Below are 17,722 nucleotides of genomic sequence, written 5' to 3' on the forward strand. Positions count from 1 at the left end.
GAGTCCCGAGTCCCGAGTCCCGAGTCCCGAGTCCCGATCCAACCATGCGCATCGACGTCATCAGCCTGTTCCCCGAATTCGTCGCCCAGTGCGCCGCGTTCGGCGTGGTCGGCCGTGCGCAGGAACGCGCGCTGCTGGCCCTGCACGGTTGGAATCCGCGCGATTACGCCACCGGCGGCTACCGCAAGGTGGACGACCGCCCGTTCGGCGGCGGCCCGGGCATGGTGATGATGATCGAGCCGCTGCAGGCCTGCCTGCAGGCGGTGCGCGACGCCGATCCGCAGCCGGCGCCGGTGATCTACCTGAGCCCGCAGGGCGTGCCGCTGACCCAGGCCAAGGCCCGCCAGCTGGCGGCGCTGCCGCGGCTGGTGCTGCTGTGCGGGCGCTACGAGGGGGTGGACGAGCGCTTCGTCGCCGCCGCGGTGGACGAGGAGATCTCGATCGGCGACTACGTGCTGTCCGGCGGCGAGCTGGCCGCGGCGGTGCTGGTCGATGCGGTCACCCGGCTGCAGGAGGGCGCGCTGAACGACGCCGAGTCCGCCGCCCAGGACAGCTTCGAAGGCCCGGACGGCCTGCTCGACTGCCCGCACTACACCCACCCGCGCGAGCACGCGCTGGGCGAGGTGCCGGCCATCCTGCGCTCCGGCAACCATGCCGCGATCGCGCGCTGGCGGCGCATGCAGGCGCTGGGCCGGACCTGGTTGCGGCGCCCGGAGCTGCTGGACGAGGCGGCGCTGGGCGCGGCCGACCGCCGCCTGCTGGAGGAATTCCGCCAGGGCCTGCAGGCCGATCCGGCCCCCGTGCAGGAAAATCCTCCCAAGCCCTAGCCATGACGGCACGGCTGGGTTAAAATGCCCGGCTTTCCGGCCTAGCCATCTGTGCTTGGCCCATCGTATATCGCGCAATCGCCGTGCGGCGACTGCCGGACCACCTCACCAGACACAAGCGGTGCCCACCATGAGCAAGCTCAACAAGACCATCCTGGCCGACTTCGAAGCCGCCCAGATCCAGCGCAAGCTGCCGGAGTTCAACCAGGGCGACACCATCGTCGTCAACGTCAAGGTGAAGGAAGGCAACCGCGAGCGCGTGCAGGCCTACGAAGGCGTGGTGATCGGCACCAAGAACGCCGGCCTGAACTCCTCGTTCACCGTGCGCAAGATCTCCCACGGCTTCGGCGTGGAGCGCGTGTTCCAGAGCCACAGCGCCATCATCGACTCGGTCGAAGTGAAGCGCCGCGGCAAGGTCCGCGCCGGCAAGCTGTACTACCTGCGTGGCCTGGAAGGCAAGGCCGCCCGCATCAAGGAAGATCTGGCCGCCGCTGCGCAGGCCAAGGTCGCGCGCCAGGCCGCTGCGGCCGCCGCCAAGGCCGAGTAACACCCCGGCGGCTTCGGTCGCTGCCGCGACGGCCGCCTTCGGGCGGCCGTTTGCGTTTGTGGGACCGGATGCGGTGATTTCGCGGTGGTTTGCGCCGCGCTCGATGTGCCGTGCTTGCGCTGGACATTAGGCTGGAGGTCCCGGTCGGGGCTGAAGCCCCTCATGCAGTGCCCCCAGCCAGCTCGCCGCAAGTCAATGTAGGAGCGGTTTCAACCGCGACCGAGCGAAGCCGCGGACCATCCGCGCGGCTAGAGCGTTGGGTGCTCCAGCGCCGACTACGTCCTTTCGATGCGCTTCGGCCGAGGCGAGCGAGAGTGCTTTCCCGGAGTTGCCGCAGTCTGTATGTGGGAGCGACTTCAGTCGCGACGTGCTTTACCGAGAACGCCCGCCGCGACTGCAGGTGCATCCACAGGCGATGTCGCCTGGACCGAAACGCGACTGCCAGCGCTCAGCGCGCCGGATCCTGCGCGATCGGCACGTCGGCGACCGCCGCCGGCGGCGCCGCGGGCACCTCCGCGGGGTGCGCCATTTCCTCCGGGCGCGGCTGCGTCAGCATCTGCGCCTTGCGCCAGTTGCCCCAGCGGTAATAGGCCAGCGACAACGCCATCGAGCAGATCGAACTGGTCGGGAAGCTCCACCACACCGCATCGGCGCCGAACTGCGGCTGCAGCAGCTGCGCGAACGGCACGCGGACGCCCCACAGCGCCAGCGCCAGGATCAGCAGCGGCGGGATCACCGCGCCGGTGGCGCGGACCACGCCGGAGATCACGAAGGTCACGCCGAAGAACAGGAACGACCACACCGCGATGTGGTTGAGGTGGCGCGCGATCTCCAGCGCCGCGCTGTGCGGCGGCAGGAACAGCGCCAGGGTCCAGCGGTCGAGCAGGATCAGCGGCGCGATCAGCGCGCCGGTCAGCAGGAAATTGAACAGCACGCCCTGCCGCGCGGTCGCCGCGACCCGGTCCCAGCGCTGCGCGCCGACGTTCTGCGCAGCCATCGACGAGCACGCCGCACCGATCGCCATCGCCGGCATCTGCACGTAGGTCCACAGCTGCATCGCCGCGCCGTAGGCGGCCGAGGTATCGGTGCCGTAGCCGTTGACCATCGAGATCATCACGATCATCGCCAGCGAGATCAGCACCATCTGCAGGCCCATCGGCACGCCCTTGACCACCAGCGCGCGCAGGATCGTCGGGTCGATGCGGAACATGCGCGCGTCCTGCCGGCCCAGCCACAGCACGTGGCGCTTGTGCCGCAGGTACAGCAGCAGGCCGCTCAGGGCGATGGCCTGGGCGATCAGCGTGGCCCAGGCGGCGCCGGCGATGCCCAGCTTCGGGAACGGCCCCAGCCCGAACAGCAGCAGCGGATTGAAGCCGATGTCCAGTGCCACCGACAGCAGCAGGAAGCGGAACGGCGTGCGCGAATCGCCGGTGCCGCGCAGCGCCGCGGACAGGAACGCGAACGCGTACAGCAGCGGCATCGCCAGAAAGATCACCCGCAGATAGGCCTCGGCCAGCGGCAGCGAGGCGGCCGGCGTGCCCATCGCCGCCAGCAGGTGCCGCGCCAGCCACCAGCCGCAGGCCGCGATCAGCACCGAGATGCCGATGAAGAACGTGGCGCTGGTGCCCATCACCCGCCGCGCCTGGACCACGTCGCCGCGGCCCATCGCCTGGCCGATCAGGATGGTGGCGGCCATGCCGATGCCGAACACCGAGCCGATCAGGAAGAACATGATGCTGTTGGCGTTGGCCGCCGCGGTCAGCGCCGCCTCGCCGAGGTAGCGGCCCACCCAGATCGCGTTGACCGACCCGTTCAGCGACTGCGCGATGTTGCCGGCCAGGATCGGCAGCGCGAACAGCAGCAATTGCCGGCCGATCGGGCCTTCGGTGAGCGCGGCGGACTTGGGCATCGCATGCCTGCAGAGGGCGGGAAGCCGCGCACACTAGCACTTGCGCGCGAGGCTGGGGAGGCGACGCATGGCAGATGTGGCGCGGCCGCGAAGGTCTTAGACTGATAGCTGTGGATGCAGATCGGCGGACTGCGGCGGATGTGCAGGCCTGGCGCTGGTGCCGTCGGTATCGGCCCCGTCTCGGAGGCTTGCAATGCGACCCTCGCGCCGCAATCTGCAGTGGATCGGATGCAGCGCGTGGCGCTGGCAGTGGCGGGTGCGCCGATGACGCGCCTGGGACGAAGCCAGCCTGCGGCCGGGCGAACGCCCGGAGTGCCGGGTCGGCGAGGGCGCCAGCGCACTCGCGTCGCGCGCCGGCGGCCCCTGGCGTCAGCCAGCGCCGCAGCGTCGCCATCCGCCGCCGTCGCTGCAGTGATCCGGCGAGCGACCCGACGAACGACAGATGCAGAGGGATGTCCGTAAGCACGATGAATGAACCGCTAGCGCAACCGAGTGTGGTCAGGCTGGACGTCTGGCTGTGGGCCGCACGCTTCTTCAAGACCCGTAGCCTGGCCAAGCAGGCAGTGGAAACCGGCAAGGTCGACGTGGCCGGGCAGCGCCCGAAGTCCTCGCGCGCGGTGCGCGTGGGCGAGCAGGTGCGCGTGGAACGCGGCGAAGAGGTGTTCGAGATCCAGGTGCTGGCGCTCAGCGACAACCGCGGCCCGGCCAGCATCGCGCAGACGCTGTACCAGGAAAGCGAGGCCTCGCGCGAGCGGCGCGCGCAGCAACGCGCGCAACGCAGCGCCGAACGCAACGGCTACCAGGCCCCCGATGGCAAGCCGGACAAGCGCGCGCGGCGCCTGATCCGCGCCCTGGGCGATCTGGACGCGCTGTAGGCGCACGCAGCGGCACCCTGCAGTCGGGATTGAAGTCCCTCCCACAAAAAGCCGCGCAGCTCCGTCGTGCAGGGGCGCCTCGGTAGAAGCGACTTCAGTCGAGACGAGCGAAGCGATGTGCTTCCGATCAGCATGCAGTCGGGACTGCAGTCCCTCCCACAACAAGCCAGCGTGCTCTTCGCTCGCCGGTTGCGCCATGGAAGTGACTTCGGGCGCGGAAAGCGAGGCGGTGGAGTAATGGTTTTGGGCAGAGTCGGGGCTGAAGCCCCTCCTGCAGTGCATCCAGTCGGCGCATCGCAAATCCCCTGTGGGAGCGACTTCAGTCGCGACGAACGAAGCAGTGAGACTGTCGGCGTTGGAACGTGTCGGGACTGAAGTCCTTCTTACCATGCACCCAGCCAGCACGCGCAAGACCCTGTAGGAGCGGCTTCAGCCGCGACGAACGAAGCGGTGAACCGATCGGGGTCGGAGAGTGTCGGGACAGGTGGTTTGAGGCCATCCCGAATCACTTCCACAATCCAGCTTCGCATCAGTCTTACCGTCGGGATATCCCTGCCACGACGCTCACGCAAAAATGCCCCGGCAAGCCAGGGCGTTTTTCGCGTGTCACAAAGCGCAGAAGCAGTCTCTGCCGACCTGCCCCAGATCATCTGGGCAGGCTCGACCGATCAGCAGTCTGCCCAACGCACTGGGCAGGCCATCGACCTCACGCTGCAAGATCGAAGCGGTCCAGCTCCATCACCTTGCTCCACGCGGCGACGAAGTCCTGCACGAACTTCTGCTGTGCGTCGGCACCCGCATACACCTCGGCCAGCGCGCGCAAGATTGAGTTGGAGCCGAACACCAGGTCGGCGCGGGTGGCGGTCCACAGCAGCGCGCCGGTGGCGCGGTCGCGGCCTTCGAACACCTCGCGGGCCGGGGACGTGGCGGTCCATGCCGTGCGCATGTCCAGCAGATGGACGAAGAAGTCGTTGCTCAACGTGTCCCGGCGCTTAGTGAACACGCCATGCGCCGACTGCCCGGCGTTGGCGCCGAGCACGCGCAGCCCGCCGACCAGCACGGTCATCTCCGGCGCGGTCAGGGTCAGCAGCTGCGCCTTGTCGATCAGCAGCGCCTCGGCCGGCACCGCGTAGCGGCGCTTGCCGTAGTTGCGGAAGCCGTCGGCCACCGGTTCCAGCACCGCGAACGCGTCGACGTCGGTCTGTTCCTGCGCCGCGTCCATGCGCCCCGGCGCGAACGGCACGCTCAGCGTCTGCCCGGCGTTCTTCGCCGCCTGCTCGACCGCGGCGGCACCGCCCAGCACGATCAGGTCGGCCAGCGAAATCTTCTTGCCGTCGGTCTGGGCGCCGTTGAACTGCGCCTGGATGTCTTCCAGCGTGGCCAGCACCTGCGCCAGCTGCTCGGGCTGGTTCGCGTCCCAATCCTTCTGCGGCGCCAGGCGGATGCGCGCGCCGTTGGCGCCGCCGCGCTTGTCCGAGCCGCGGAAGGTGGAGGCCGACGCCCACGCGGTCGACACCAGCTGGGCGATGCTCAAACCGGAGTCGAGAATGCGATGCTTCAGCGCGGCGATGTCCTGCGCATCAACCAGCGGATGGTCCAGCGCGGGGATCGGGTCCTGCCAGAGCAGCACTTCGGCCGGCACGTCCGGACCGAGGTAGCGCGCGCGCGGTCCCATGTCGCGGTGGGTGAGCTTGAACCAGGCGCGGGCGAAGGCGTCGGCGAACTGCTCCGGGTGCTCCAGGAAACGGCGCGAGATCGTGGCGTACGCCGGATCGAAGCGCAGCGCCAGGTCGGTGGTGAGCATGGTCGGCAGGTGCTTCTTCGACGGATCGTGCGCGTCCGGGATCAGCGCATGCGCGTTCTTCGCCACCCACTGGTGCGCGCCGGCCGGGCTCTTGCTCAGCTCCCACTCGAACTTGAACAGGTGCTCGAAGAAATCGTGGCCCCACTGCGCCGGCGTGGTGGTCCAGGTGACCTCCAGGCCGCTGGTGATGGTGTCGCCGCCCTTGCCGCTGCCGAAGCTGTTGTGCCAGCCCAGGCCCTGCGCTTCCAGGTCGCTGCCCTCCGGCTCGGCGCCGACGTGGTCGGCCGGGCCGGCGCCATGGGTCTTGCCGAAGGTATGGCCGCCGGCGATCAGCGCGACGGTCTCCTCGTCGTTCATCGCCATGCGCGCGAAGGTGTCGCGGATGTCCTTGGCGGCGAGCAGCGGATCGGGATTGCCGTCCGGGCCTTCCGGATTGACGTAGATCAGCCCCATCTGCACCGCGGCCAGCGGGTTTTCCAGGTTGCGCGTGTGCACGTCGCCATCGGCGTCGTCGTCGGACACCAGCACGCCGCCGGCCTTCTCGACGCCTTCGGAGCCGTGCGCATAGCGCACGTCGCCGCCCAGCCAGGCGGTCTCGCGGCCCCAGTACACGTCCTGGTCCGGCTCCCAGGTGTCTTCGCGGCCGCCGGCGAAACCGAAGGTCTTGAAGCCCATCGATTCCAGCGCGACGTTGCCGGTGAGGATCAGCAGGTCGGCCCAGGAGATGGCCTGCCCGTACTTCTGCTTGATCGGCCACAGCAGGCGCCGCGCCTTGTCCAGGCTCACGTTGTCCGGCCAGCTGTTGAGCGGGGCGAAGCGCTGCTGGCCGCGGCCGCCGCCGCCACGGCCGTCGCCGGTGCGGTAGGTGCCGGCGCTATGCCAGGCCATGCGCACGAACAGCGGGCCGTAGTGGCCGAAATCGGCCGGCCACCAGTCCTGCGACTCGGTCATCAGCGCCTGCAGGTCCTGCTTCAGCGCCTGCAGGTCGAGACCGTTGAAGGCCTTGGCGTAGTCGAATGCCTCGCCCAGCGGGTTGGATCTGGACGAGTGCTGGCTGAGCAGGTCCACGCGCAACTGCTGCGGCCACCAATCCTTGTTGGTGGTGCCGCTGCTGGCGGCGCTGTGGAACGGGCATTTGGCTTCGGTGTTCATCGGTCTGGACCTTCGTACGTGCGCAGGGGGCACACCCGGTGGGGGCGGGCGGTTGCCGGGGATGGAGATGGATGTGGAAAGCGGTTTGCGGCTGTGGGTGTCGGCGCAGGCAGGAGAGGCAAGCGTCGCGCTGGGGTGTGGCTGCCCGGTCTGGGTTCAGTAGGTGCAGACTATCGACCGCCGCTTTCTTTATAAAATTGATTGATTGAACCGATCCGATAGCGTGTGGCAATCGCAAACCTGGTGTCGTGCCGAGCGTGCGGCATGCCGCGCACGCTGTCTGGGAAGGGCGTGCGCAGCTGCCACCCCGCGGTTCAGGCGCTGGGCATCACGTCGAAATCGCCGCCCAGCACGCGCTCCAGCCGGCCGCTGCGCCAACCGCGCACGCTGTCGCGCACCAGCGGGGCCGGGGCGATGCGATAGCGCCGGCACACGCGCAGTTCCTCGCCGACATCCGGCGCCCGCCGGGCCTGTCCGGGCAGGTCAGGCACGACCCGCACCTGCGCCGTGAGCCGGCGCAGCGCCGGTTCGTCGGCGTCCTGTTCCTGCACGTGCAGGCCGGTTTCCGGCAGCAGCAGGTCCAGCGCGCCGAAGCCGGCGATCGCCAGCCAGGCGCGGCCCTGTTCGGGATCCTGCAGCAGCACTTCCACCCGCATGTTGCGTTGCGCGGCCCAGGCCAGGTACATCTGCAGCAGTTGCTGCCACCAGCGCCGCGCGTCGGCGGGATGGCGGTGCAGTTCGCTGGCGCCGATGCGCAGGTCCAACAGCGCGTCCTGCGCGCGTTGCTCCTGCAGCGCATCGCTGGCCAGTTGCAGCAGCCACAGCAGTTGCGCCAGGCGCGCGACGAACTCGCCGTCGCGCTGCGCACCGTGCAGCCGCGCGCGCATGCGCACGGCGCTGTCCAGCGCGCTCTCGATGCGGTCGCGGCGTTCGATCCGGTCCAGCACCTGGAAGCGGCCGGGCTGCGACCAGAAGTCGGCTTCGCCCATGCTGGCGAAGTCCGCCTCCCGCGCCAGCCGCCACGCGGTCGCGGCATGCGTCTGGTGCAGGGCGTGCAGGGCCGCATCCAGGCGCGGCAGCACCGCATCGCTGGCGCTGGGCGCATAGACGATGTCGCGCAGGTCCGCCGGCGCTGCCGGATCGGCGTCGCCGCCCGATGCGGGTGCCGGCGCGGGCGCGTCGGGCGCGATGAAACGCACGTCCAGGCGATCGCCGGCGCCGCGCACGAACAGGAACTGGTCGCCTTCCGGCGCGCGCTGTTCGACGATGCTGCGCGCCAGCGGCGCGAGCAGATGCTGTTCGATCGCGCGGCGCAGCGGGCGCGCGCCCAGATCCGGGGTGAAGCCGCGATCGAGCAGGAATTCGATCGCCGACGGTTCCCATTCCACGGCCCAGGCGCGGTTGCGCAGGCCGCGCCGGGTCAACGTGCGGTCCAGTTCCTTGTGCAGGATCTCGCGCATCAGCGCGCGGTCCAGTGGATTGAACAGCACCACCCGATCGAGCCGGTTGATGAACTCGCGGCGGAAGGTCTCGTACACCGCCTTCTCCACCGCACTGCGCGAATAGCCGCCGGCGACGGTGGCGAAGCCGGGGCCGGCGCCGCGGGCGAGGGTGGCGCCGACGTTGCTGGTCAGGATGATGATGCTGTGGCGGAAGTCGGCGGTGTTGCCGTTGCGGTCGCTCAGCCGCGCGTCGTCAAACACCTGCAGGAACAGGTCCCAGACCTTGGGGTGGGCCTTCTCGAACTCGTCCAGCAGCACCACCGAGAACGGCTGCTCGCGGATCCGCGCGATCAGCGTGCGCTGGCCGGCGCTGTCGTCGCCGGTGAGCCGCGCCAGCGCGTCCTCGCCCTGGAATTCGCTCATGTCCAGGCGCAGCAGGCGCTCGGGGGTGCCGAACAGCAGCTCGCCCAGCGCCTTGGCCAGTTCGGTCTTGCCGGTGCCGGTGGGGCCGGCGAACAGGAACACGCCGATCGGGCGATGGCTGTCGATCAGGCCGGCCTTGAGCATGGCGATGCGGTCGAGCAGGGTCTCCACCGCCTCGTCCTGGCCGAGCACGCGCTGGCGGAAGAAGCGGCGCAGCGCGTCCAGTTCCAGCCGCTGGCGATCGTCGATCACCTCCAGCGGCAGGCCGCTGCGCTTGGCCACGGCCTGCAGCAAGGCATCGTCGTCGAGCGGCAGGCGCGGCGCCTCGCCGCCGGTGGCGGCCTGCAGGGTCTCGTCCAGCAGCTGCAGCAGCCGTCCCGGTTCGTATTGCTCGGGGAAATACTGCGCGGCCATGCGCTCGGCCTCGGCCAGGGCGCGTGCGTCGATCACTTCCGCCTGCAGCGCCTGCCGCTGCGCCTGCGCCCACTGTTGGCCGATCTGCGCCAGGGCGGCGGGCGCGGCCGGCGCCAGCGTGACCACTTCGAAGCGCGAGCGCGTCGCCGGCCGTGCCACCTGCAACTGCGCCAGTTGCCGCGGCGTGATCTCGCCGATCAGGCGCAGTTCGCCGCGCTCCAGCGCCGGCAGCACCAGGTCGAGGATGCCGCGCGGATCGCGCGAGTGCGAACCCTTGTGCAGCAGGTCGTAGAAATCCGGCGCGCGCCACAGCGCGCGTTCGCGATGCAGCACCGCCAGCATCTCGCGGATGCGGCCTTCCAGCTCGCCGATGTAGCTCTGCCCGGCGAGGATCTCGGCCGCCGACGCCTCGAACACGCGCCAGCCTTCGGCCAGCAGGCGTTCGCTGAGCAGATCGATCAGCACGCTCTTGCCGACGCCGTGTTCGCCGACCAGCAGCACCGGTTGCGGCGGCGCGGCCACCAGCTGTTCGTAGGCGCGCTGCAGCGCTGCGTCCAGCGCGGGATGGCGCAGGCGCAGGCGCGGCGGCAGCGTGGCGACGACCCGGCCGAAACCGCCCAGCACGCGCTGCTCGCGGTGCGCGCGGCGCGCGTCCTGCAAGCGTTGCAGGAACGGCTCCAGCACCGGTTCCTTGAACTGGCCCAGGGTGTCGGCCAGCTTGGCCAGCGCATCGTCGTCCAGTCCATCGAACTGCACCGCGCGGTCCGCCGGCGCCTTGCCGGCGGCCCAGTGCAGGTAGTCGCGCAGGCGCTGCCGGAACGGCACGAAGCCCCACCACCAGTCGCGCGCCTGGCGCAGCAGCACATGCAGATGGTCCGCGTCCGGCAGTCCCTGCAGGTAGTCGAGCACGAAGTTGAGCGGATACGCGCCCAGATGCGGCAGCAGTTCCAGCACCGCGTCCGGATCGCTGCGGCGGCGGCGTGGCAGCGCCACCGCGGCCATCGACGGCAGCGCGTAGCCCGGGCTGCCGAGCGCTTCGATCACCGCCTGGTCGGAGAACTCCAGGCTGGTCAGCAGCGTCACCCCTTGCTGGAACTGCGGGATCCGCAGCAGGTCGGCCGGACTCTGGATCTGATCGTCCAGCGCTTCCACCTGCTGGCGCAGCCGTTGCAGGTGCTGGGCCGGCGTGTCCCCGGCCGGTGGCTCCGGCGCGGCCTGCTGCGGCTCCGGTTCGGTGTCGGATGCGGAGTGCGGCGTGCGCGGAGCGGCCGCTCCGGCGTGTCTGAAGACATGCAGCAGCAAGGCGCCGACGATGACGCCGATCACGAACAGATAGATCTCCACGCGAGGCTCCTTAGTGCCTGCCGGTGCGGTTGGATCGGATGCCGTCGCCGCGTCCGGCGCCGGCACGGGTGCGGAAGGCGGCGCACGCGAGCGCCGTGTCCGGCCGCGTCCATGTGGGTGCCGTGGCGTCCTGGCGTATCGACATGCGTTCCTCTGCTTCCTTGTCCCTGGGGCGCGTCCGCACGCGCGGCTATCCAATCGCGTCACGGTCTGTGCAGGCGACGGCTGCACGAGTATAGGCGCGCGTGTTTCGGGCGGGCTACAGCCAAGCGTTGAGCCGATCGACCGCGCCAGCCGCCTGCGCGCCGGCGTGTCTTCGGACCGGTTCGATGGCTGGCGGCGCGTTCGTCGGATGCGTCGCAAGGCGCGCGCGCAGGATCCCGCTCCGCACGCGGCAAAGATCACTATCCTGTTGCGATGACCATCCGCGCGACCCGCCTGCTGCATCTGCTCGACGCCCTGCGCGGCCGCCGCCGGCCGGTGGCCGGTGCCCAACTCGCTGCCGCGCTGGGCGTCAGCCTGCGCACGCTGTACCGCGACATCGCGACCCTGCGCGCGCAAGGTGCCGACATCCTCGGCGACCCTGGCGTCGGCTATGTGCTGCGTCCGGGCTTCCTGCTGCCGGCGCTGAATTTCAGCGAGGACGAACTGGAGGCGCTGACCCTGGGCGCGCGCTGGGTGGCGCGCCAGGCCGATCCGGAACTGGCGCAGGCGGCGCAGCGCGCGGTGGCGCGGATCACCTCCACGCTGCCCGGCAACCTGCGCTTGTCGATCGAGACCAGCGGGCTGCTGGTGCCCGCGTCCGACGCCACGCAACCGCTGGCGCCGTGGTTGCCGGTGCTGCGCCGTGGCATCCGGCTCGAACACGTGTTGCGGATGGACTACGCCGATGCGGGCGGGGCGGCCTCGCAACGGCTGATCTGGCCGTTCGCGATGGCCTTCCTCGGCGGCTACGGCATGATTGCCGCGTGGTGCGAACTGCGCCGCGACTTCCGCCATTTCCGCGCCGACCGGGTGCTGGCCCTGGCCGACGATGGTGAGCGCTATCCCTCGCGGCGGCACCTGCTGATCAAGCGCTGGCGCGCGGCCACCGGCTACGGCGCGGACTACTGACAGTACCTGTCAGCAGGGCAGGGCCAGACTGCAGGCTGTCCACCACGGAAGTCCGCCCATGTCCACCAAGCTCGTGTTCTACACCCACCCCCTGTCGCGCGGCCGCGTCGCCCGCTGGATGCTGGAGGAAACCGGCCTGCCTTACGAGGACGTCATCCTCGACTACGGCACCACGATGAAGGCGCCGGAGTACCTGGCGATCAACCCGATGGGCAAGGTCCCGGCGCTGCGCCACGGCGACGCCGTGGTCACCGAGAACGCGGCGATCTGCGCCTACCTGGCCGACCTGGTGCCGGAGCGGCAACTGGCGCCGCCGCCGGGCTCGCCGGCACGCGCCGACTACTACCGCTGGCTGGCGTTCCTGGCCGGCCCGGTCGAGTCGCTGCTGACCGCCAAGCAGGCCGGGGCGCTGGCGCCGGCACGCAGTGCCGGTTACGGCAGCGAGGCCGACCTGCTGCGCACGCTGGAGCAGGCGGTCGAGGGGCGCGAATACCTGGCCGGCGACCGCTTCAGCGCGGCCGACCTGTACGTGGCGTCGGTGCTGGGGTATTACCTGCGCTTCGGCATGCTCGACGCGCGTCCGGCGTTCACCGCCTTCGCGCAGCGGCATGGCGCGCGACCGGCGGCATTGCGTGCCGCGGCGATCGACGATGCATTGGTCGCGGCGCATCCCAACCCGGATATGCCGGCGCGCGCGGCGCCGGCCGCCGCCTAGCGGAATGCGGCCCGCCAGCGGTTGCGTGTGCTGCGCGGCCGTACCCTCACCCCAACCCCTCTCCCGGTGGGAGAGGGGCTGATGCTTGCACGCCGGGCTACAGCAGCGACTTGAGCCGGTACAGCGCTTCCAGCGCCTGCTTGGGCGTCAGCTCGTCCGGGTCCAGCGCCGCCAGCGCTTCCTGCGCGGCCGAGGGCGTGGCCGCGAACAGGCCGAACTGCTGCGGCGCGTCCAGCGCCTGCGGCGCCATCTGCGAAGCGTGGCTCTCGCCGCCGCGCTGCTCCAGTTCCGCCAGCCGCCGCCGCGCCTGTGCGACGGTGGACTTCGGCAAGCCGGCCAGCGCCGCCACCTGCAGGCCGAAACTGCGGTTGGCCGGGCCGTCCTTGACCGCATGCATGAACACCAGTTTGTCGCCGTGCTCGACCGCGTCCAGATGCACGTTGGCGATGCCGCTGGCGCCGCCTTCGACCGATTCGTCGGCCAGCGCGGTCAGCTCGAAATAGTGCGTGGCGAACAGGGTGTAGCAGCGGTTGTGATGCGCCAGGTGGCGCGCCACCGCATCGGCCAGGGCCAGGCCGTCGTAGGTCGAGGTGCCGCGGCCGATCTCGTCCATCAGCACCAGCGACTGCGCGCTGGCGTGGTGCAGGATGTAGCTGGTCTCGGCCATCTCGACCATGAAGGTGGACTGGCCGCGCGCCAGGTCGTCGCCGGCGCCGATGCGGGTCAGGATGCGGTCGATCGGGCCGATCACCGCGCGCGTGGCCGGCACGTAGCTGCCGATGTGCGCCAGCAGCACGATCAGCGCGTTCTGGCGCATGTAGGTGGACTTGCCGCCCATGTTCGGGCCGGTGATGACCAGCATGCGCCGGTCCGGGTGCAGGTCCAGGTCGTTGGGCTCGAACGGCTGCTCGCGCACCGCTTCCACCACCGGGTGGCGGCCACGCTCGATGCGCAGGCACGGCGCGGTCTCCAGTTCCGGCTGCGCCCAGTCCAGCGCCTGCGCGCGTTCGGCGAAGCCGGCCAGCACGTCCAGTTCGCTGAGCGCGGCGGCGGCGCGCTTGAGCGGTTCCAGGCGATCGCCCAGCGTGTCCAGCAAGGCTTCGTACAACAGTTTCTCGCGCGACAGCGAGCGCTCGCGCGCCGACAGCACCTTGTCCTCGAAGTTCTTCAGTTCCTCGGTGATGTAGCGCTCGGCGTTGGTCAGCGTCTGCCGCCGCGTGTAGTGCACCGGCGCTTTTTCCGCCTGGCCCTTGCTGATCTCGATGTAGTAGCCGTGCACGCGGTTGTAGCCGACCTTCAGCGTGGCGATGCCGCTGCTGGCGCGCTCGCGCGCTTCCAGGTCGATCAGGAACTGGTCGGCATGGGTGCTGAGCCGGCGCAGTTCGTCCAGTTCGGCGTCGTAGTCGGCGGCGATGACGCCGCCGTCGCTGAGCTTGAGCGGCGGCTGCTCGGCGATCGCCGAGGCCAGCAGATGCGCGATCTCGTCGTGCTGGCCCAGTTCCGCGGCCAGCGCGGCCAGCCGCGGCGAATCCAGCGGCGCCAGGATCGTGCGCACCGCCGGCAGCAGGCCCAGGCCGTCGCGCAGCGTGGAGAAATCGCGCGGCCGCGCCGAGCGCAGCGCCACCCGGGTGAGGATGCGTTCGATGTCGCCGAGCGCGCGGAACGCATCGCGCAGATCGGCATCCGCGCCGCGGTCGATCAGCATGCCGACCGCGTGGTGACGCTGTACCAGCACCTCGCGCAGGCGCAGCGGGCGGTGCAGCCAGCGCCGCAGCAGGCGCCCTCCCATCGGCGTGACCGTGCTGTCGAGCACGCCGAGCAAGGTGTTGCGGGTGTCGCCGTCCACCCGCGTGTCCAGCTCCAGGTGGCGGCGCGTGGCGGCGTTCATCGCGATCGCCTCGCTGGCGGTCTCCATCGCGATCGCGGTCAGGTGCGGCAGGCGTTGCTTCTGCGTTTCCTCCACGTAGCCGAGCAGCGCGCCGGCGGCGGCAGTGGCGCGCGGCTTGTCGTCGATGCCGAAGCCGCTGAGGTCGTGCAGCTGGAAGAAGTTGAGCAACTGGCGGCGGCCGCTGTCGGCGTCGAACAGCCACGGCGCGCGGCGGCGCACGCCGCGCCGCTCGCGCAGGAATTCCGGCCACTGGTCCTCGTCGGGCACCAGCAGCTCGGCCGGTTCCAGCCGCGCCAGTTCCGCCTCCAGCGCGTCCTCGCTGTCGACCTCGTTGACCAGGAAGCGGCCGCCGGCCAGATCGGCCCAGGCCAGGCCGTAGCCGTGCTTGTTGCGCGCGATGGCCATCAGCAAGGTGTCGCGGCGCTCGTCGAGCAGCGCCTCGTCGGTCACCGTGCCCGGCGTGACCACGCGCACCACCTTGCGCTCGACCAGGCCCTTGGCCAGCACCGGATCGCCGATCTGCTCGCAGATCGCCACCGACTCGCCCAGCGCCACCAGCCGCGCCAGATAGCCTTCGTACGCATGCACCGGCACCCCGGCCATCGGGATCGGCGCGCCGCCGGAACTGCCGCGCTGGGTCAGGGTGATGTCCAGCAACCGCGCGGCCTTGCGCGCGTCGTCGTAGAACAGTTCATAGAAGTCGCCCATGCGAAAGAACAGCAGCAGGTCCGGGTACTCGGACTTGGCGGCGAAGAACTGCTTCATCAGCGGGGTGTGTTCCGCTGCGCTTCCAGGCGCTTGGGTTTTCTCTCGATTTTGCATCTGATTCAATGGCTTGAAGAATTTCGGGATGGCTGGCTGTGGGCAAGTATGGACGTGTGCAGCCAGCAAAGGACAGGGTGGCGTAGCTTCAGCCTGGCTCCGTGGCCCGACGCGCCACTGCCGATCCACTGTGGAGCTCCGTGTGTCGTCACGTTTCCATGGACACTTGCAGGGAGCCAATCGGGAGGCAAGGAATGTCCGGTCGGTGTGCAGCACGTGCAATGCCGAGTCCATGCCAAGTACGGTCGAGTCGTCTGGGCGTCAGCTGCAAGTGTCCGTGGAAACGGGGATCGGCGACAGCGCGCAGTCAATTCCCGGGCATGCGGCGAAGGATCGCCACACGGATTGATCTTCTCTCCATTGCACGACTGTTCTTAGCTTCGGGGGCGGACTCTTCCGCCGTTGGAAAAGCTAAGATCCGGGCCTGTGTAGAGTCGGAGGCGCCAATGATCGATCGTCGTACCTTTCTTGCCACGGGTGTCGTGGCCGTCGCCGCAGGTTTCAGCGCATCCGCCGCCCAGATTGCGGCTGCGCCGCGTCCCAAGGGGCCGGCACCGTGGGGCGCCGTGCCCAGCGCGCGGCAGCTGCGGTGGCACCGGTGGGAGCAATACGCCTTCGTGCATTTTGCGATGAACACCTTTACCGACAAGGAATGGGGCTACGGCGACGAGGATCCGCGCAAGTTCGATCCCAGCGATTTCTCCGCCGATCAGATCGTCGCCGCCGCCAAGGCCGGCAACCTGAAAGGGCTCATCTTTACCGCCAAACACCACGACGGGTTCTGCCTCTGGCCGACCCGCCTGACCGAGCATTGCATTCGCAATTCGCCCTACAAGAACGGCAAGGGCGACATCGTCGGCGAAATGGCGGCGGCGTGCCGGCGCGCCGGCCTGGCCTTCGGCATCTACCTGTCCCCCTGGGATCGCAACCACGCCGAGTATGGCCGCCCCGGATATCTCGACTATTTCCGCAAGCAGATCGTCGAACTGTGCACGAGCTATGGCGACTTGTTCGAGTTCTGGTTCGACGGCGCCAATGGCGGCGACGGCTACTACGGTGGAGCGCGCGAAACGCGCAAGCTCGATGCGCCCGCCTACTACGACTGGCCGCGGATGATCGAACTGGTCCACCAGCACCAGCCGATGGCCTGCACCTTCGATCCGCTCGGCGCCGATATCCGTTGGGTCGGCAACGAGGACGGCGTCGCCGGCGATCCGTGCTGGCCGACCATGCCCAATGCCCCCTACACGCAGGAAAACGGCAATGCCGGCGTGCGCGGGGCGCCACTGTGGTGGCCGGCCGAAACCAACACCTCGATCCGCCCGGGCTGGTTCTACCATGCCGACGAAGACGGCAAGGTGCGCAGCCCGGAGAATCTGGTGCGCTATTTCGACACCTCCGTCGCGCGCGGCACCAACATGAACCTCAATCTTCCGCCGGACCGACGCGGCCGCATCGCCGACCACGACGTCGCGGTGCTGCAGAGCTTCGGCGACGCGATCCGCGCCAGCTTCGCCATCGATCTGGCCAAGGGCGCCAAGGCCAGCGCCAGCGATTCGCGCGGGAAAGGATTCGAGCCGGCGCGCGTGCTCGACCGCCAGGCGGACAGCTACTGGTCTACGCCGGACGACGTCACCACGCCGACGCTGACGCTGGAACTGTCGGCGGTTCGCAGCTTCGACTTGATCCGGCTGCGCGAATACCTGCCGCTGGGCGTGCGCGTCACCCGCTTCGCGGTCGAAGCCGAGATCGATGGGCAATGGCAGCGGTTGGCCGAGGCGCAATGCATCGGCGCACAGCGGATCCTGCGGCTCGATCGCCCGGTCGCCGCGCGTCGCGTGCGCCTGGTCGTGCTCGAGGCGCCGGTCTGCCCGGCGATCAGCGAATTCGCGCTGTTCCGCGCGGTTGCGCCGGTTCCGGTCGCGCGGCCGCTGGCGACCGCGCCGGACGTGCTGTCCGCCGCGGGTTGGCGGATTGTCGAGGCCAGCGCGCCTGAGGCGGAGAAGCTGCTCGACGACGATGCCGGCACGGTCTGGGTCGTGCCCGCGCCCAAGCCCGGCCATCCCGTGCAGGTGACCATCGACCTCGGCGCGCTGCGCCAAGTCGCTGGCTTCAGCCTCACTCCATCGCGTGCGGTGATGAACGGCGCGGCGCCGCCGAAAGGCTATCGCGCCGAAAGCAGCGAAGACGGTCGGCACTGGCAGCCGGCCGGCGCCGGCGAGCTGGCCAATATCGCCTACGCGCTCTCGACCCAGCGTCTGAACTTCCCCGACGTACGCCAGATCCGCTACCTGCGGCTGTCGTTCGCCGAAACGGCGGTGCCCGCCGAGCGGCTGGCGATCGCCGGTATCGGCGCGTTCTCGCGCTTGCGATGATCGCTTGCGCTCCCACCGCCATGCGCGGTGGGGGCGTGCATCGCTGAGGCGACGCCCTGGTTCATGACGCGA

General features: G+C 69.7%; 10 protein-coding genes. 6 read left to right on the forward strand and 4 right to left on the reverse strand.

Annotated features, from left to right (window positions below; all coding sequences use genetic code 11):
• The first annotated feature begins 44 nt into the window (after positions 1-44).
• Complete coding sequence (gene trmD, locus NUG20_RS07170; protein ID WP_263397685.1) at positions 45-827, forward strand: tRNA (guanosine(37)-N1)-methyltransferase TrmD; 783 nt, start codon at positions 45-47, stop codon at positions 825-827.
• 130 nt (positions 828-957) lie between these two features.
• Positions 958-1,374, forward strand: coding sequence for a 50S ribosomal protein L19 (gene rplS / locus NUG20_RS07175; protein WP_003470862.1), 417 nt, complete (start codon positions 958-960; stop codon positions 1,372-1,374).
• A 448-nt stretch (positions 1,375-1,822) separates the two neighbouring features.
• On the opposite strand, the gene NUG20_RS07180 is transcribed toward rplS, so the two are convergent.
• The gene (locus NUG20_RS07180; protein ID WP_263397686.1) at positions 1,823-3,283 is read right to left on the reverse strand and encodes an MATE family efflux transporter; all 1,461 of its coding nucleotides are present in this window, start codon (positions 3,281-3,283) and stop codon (positions 1,823-1,825) included.
• A 467-nt stretch (positions 3,284-3,750) separates the two neighbouring features.
• Between NUG20_RS07180 and NUG20_RS07185 the strand changes: the two genes are divergently transcribed.
• Entirely contained in the window at positions 3,751-4,158 is a 408-nt protein-coding gene (locus NUG20_RS07185; protein WP_263397687.1) for an Hsp15 family ribosome-associated heat shock protein, read from the forward strand.
• 706 nt (positions 4,159-4,864) lie between these two features.
• Here NUG20_RS07185 and katG read toward each other — a convergent pair.
• On the reverse strand, positions 4,865-7,114 hold the full coding sequence (gene katG / locus NUG20_RS07190; protein WP_263397688.1) for a catalase/peroxidase HPI: 2,250 nt from the start codon (positions 7,112-7,114) through the stop codon (positions 4,865-4,867).
• 314 nt (positions 7,115-7,428) lie between these two features.
• A complete protein-coding gene (locus tag NUG20_RS07195; protein WP_263397689.1) occupies positions 7,429-10,737 on the reverse strand; it encodes an AAA family ATPase in 3,309 nt (1,102 codons plus the stop codon).
• 417 nt (positions 10,738-11,154) lie between these two features.
• Between NUG20_RS07195 and NUG20_RS07200 the strand changes: the two genes are divergently transcribed.
• The gene (locus NUG20_RS07200; protein ID WP_263397690.1) at positions 11,155-11,850 is read left to right on the forward strand and encodes a helix-turn-helix transcriptional regulator; all 696 of its coding nucleotides are present in this window, start codon (positions 11,155-11,157) and stop codon (positions 11,848-11,850) included.
• A 58-nt stretch (positions 11,851-11,908) separates the two neighbouring features.
• The gene (locus NUG20_RS07205) at positions 11,909-12,565 is read left to right on the forward strand and encodes a glutathione S-transferase family protein (protein WP_263397691.1); all 657 of its coding nucleotides are present in this window, start codon (positions 11,909-11,911) and stop codon (positions 12,563-12,565) included.
• A 97-nt stretch (positions 12,566-12,662) separates the two neighbouring features.
• Here NUG20_RS07205 and mutS read toward each other — a convergent pair whose 3' ends face one another.
• Positions 12,663-15,275 carry a DNA mismatch repair protein MutS gene (mutS, locus tag NUG20_RS07210; RefSeq protein ID WP_263397692.1) on the reverse strand — a complete coding sequence of 871 codons (2,613 nt, stop codon included), beginning with the start codon at positions 15,273-15,275 and terminating at the stop codon, positions 12,663-12,665.
• Between the two features lie 446 nt (positions 15,276-15,721).
• Between mutS and NUG20_RS07215 the strand changes: the two genes are divergently transcribed.
• On the forward strand, positions 15,722-17,650 hold the full coding sequence (locus NUG20_RS07215; protein WP_263398409.1) for an alpha-L-fucosidase: 1,929 nt from the start codon (positions 15,722-15,724) through the stop codon (positions 17,648-17,650).
• The last annotated feature ends 72 nt before the right edge of the window (positions 17,651-17,722 follow it).

This window comes from Xanthomonas sp. CFBP 8443 (genome assembly GCF_025666195.1).
Lineage (GTDB): Bacteria > Pseudomonadota > Gammaproteobacteria > Xanthomonadales > Xanthomonadaceae > Xanthomonas_A.

Excerpts from the sequence above, each read along its gene's own strand:
- trmD (WP_263397685.1), top strand. The coding sequence starts at position 45 with ATGCGCATCGACGTCATCAGCCTGTTCCCCGAATTCGTCGCCCAGTGC.
- rplS (WP_003470862.1), top strand. The coding sequence starts at position 958 with ATGAGCAAGCTCAACAAGACCATCCTGGCCGACTTCGAAGCCGCCCAG.
- NUG20_RS07180 (WP_263397686.1), bottom strand. The coding sequence starts at position 3,283 with ATGCCCAAGTCCGCCGCGCTCACCGAAGGCCCGATCGGCCGGCAATTG.
- NUG20_RS07185 (WP_263397687.1), top strand. The coding sequence starts at position 3,751 with ATGAATGAACCGCTAGCGCAACCGAGTGTGGTCAGGCTGGACGTCTGG.
- katG (WP_263397688.1), bottom strand. The coding sequence starts at position 7,114 with ATGAACACCGAAGCCAAATGCCCGTTCCACAGCGCCGCCAGCAGCGGC.
- NUG20_RS07200 (WP_263397690.1), top strand. The coding sequence starts at position 11,155 with ATGACCATCCGCGCGACCCGCCTGCTGCATCTGCTCGACGCCCTGCGC.
- NUG20_RS07205 (WP_263397691.1), top strand. The coding sequence starts at position 11,909 with ATGTCCACCAAGCTCGTGTTCTACACCCACCCCCTGTCGCGCGGCCGC.
- mutS (WP_263397692.1), bottom strand. The coding sequence starts at position 15,275 with ATGCAAAATCGAGAGAAAACCCAAGCGCCTGGAAGCGCAGCGGAACAC.
- NUG20_RS07215 (WP_263398409.1), top strand. The coding sequence starts at position 15,722 with ATGATCGATCGTCGTACCTTTCTTGCCACGGGTGTCGTGGCCGTCGCC.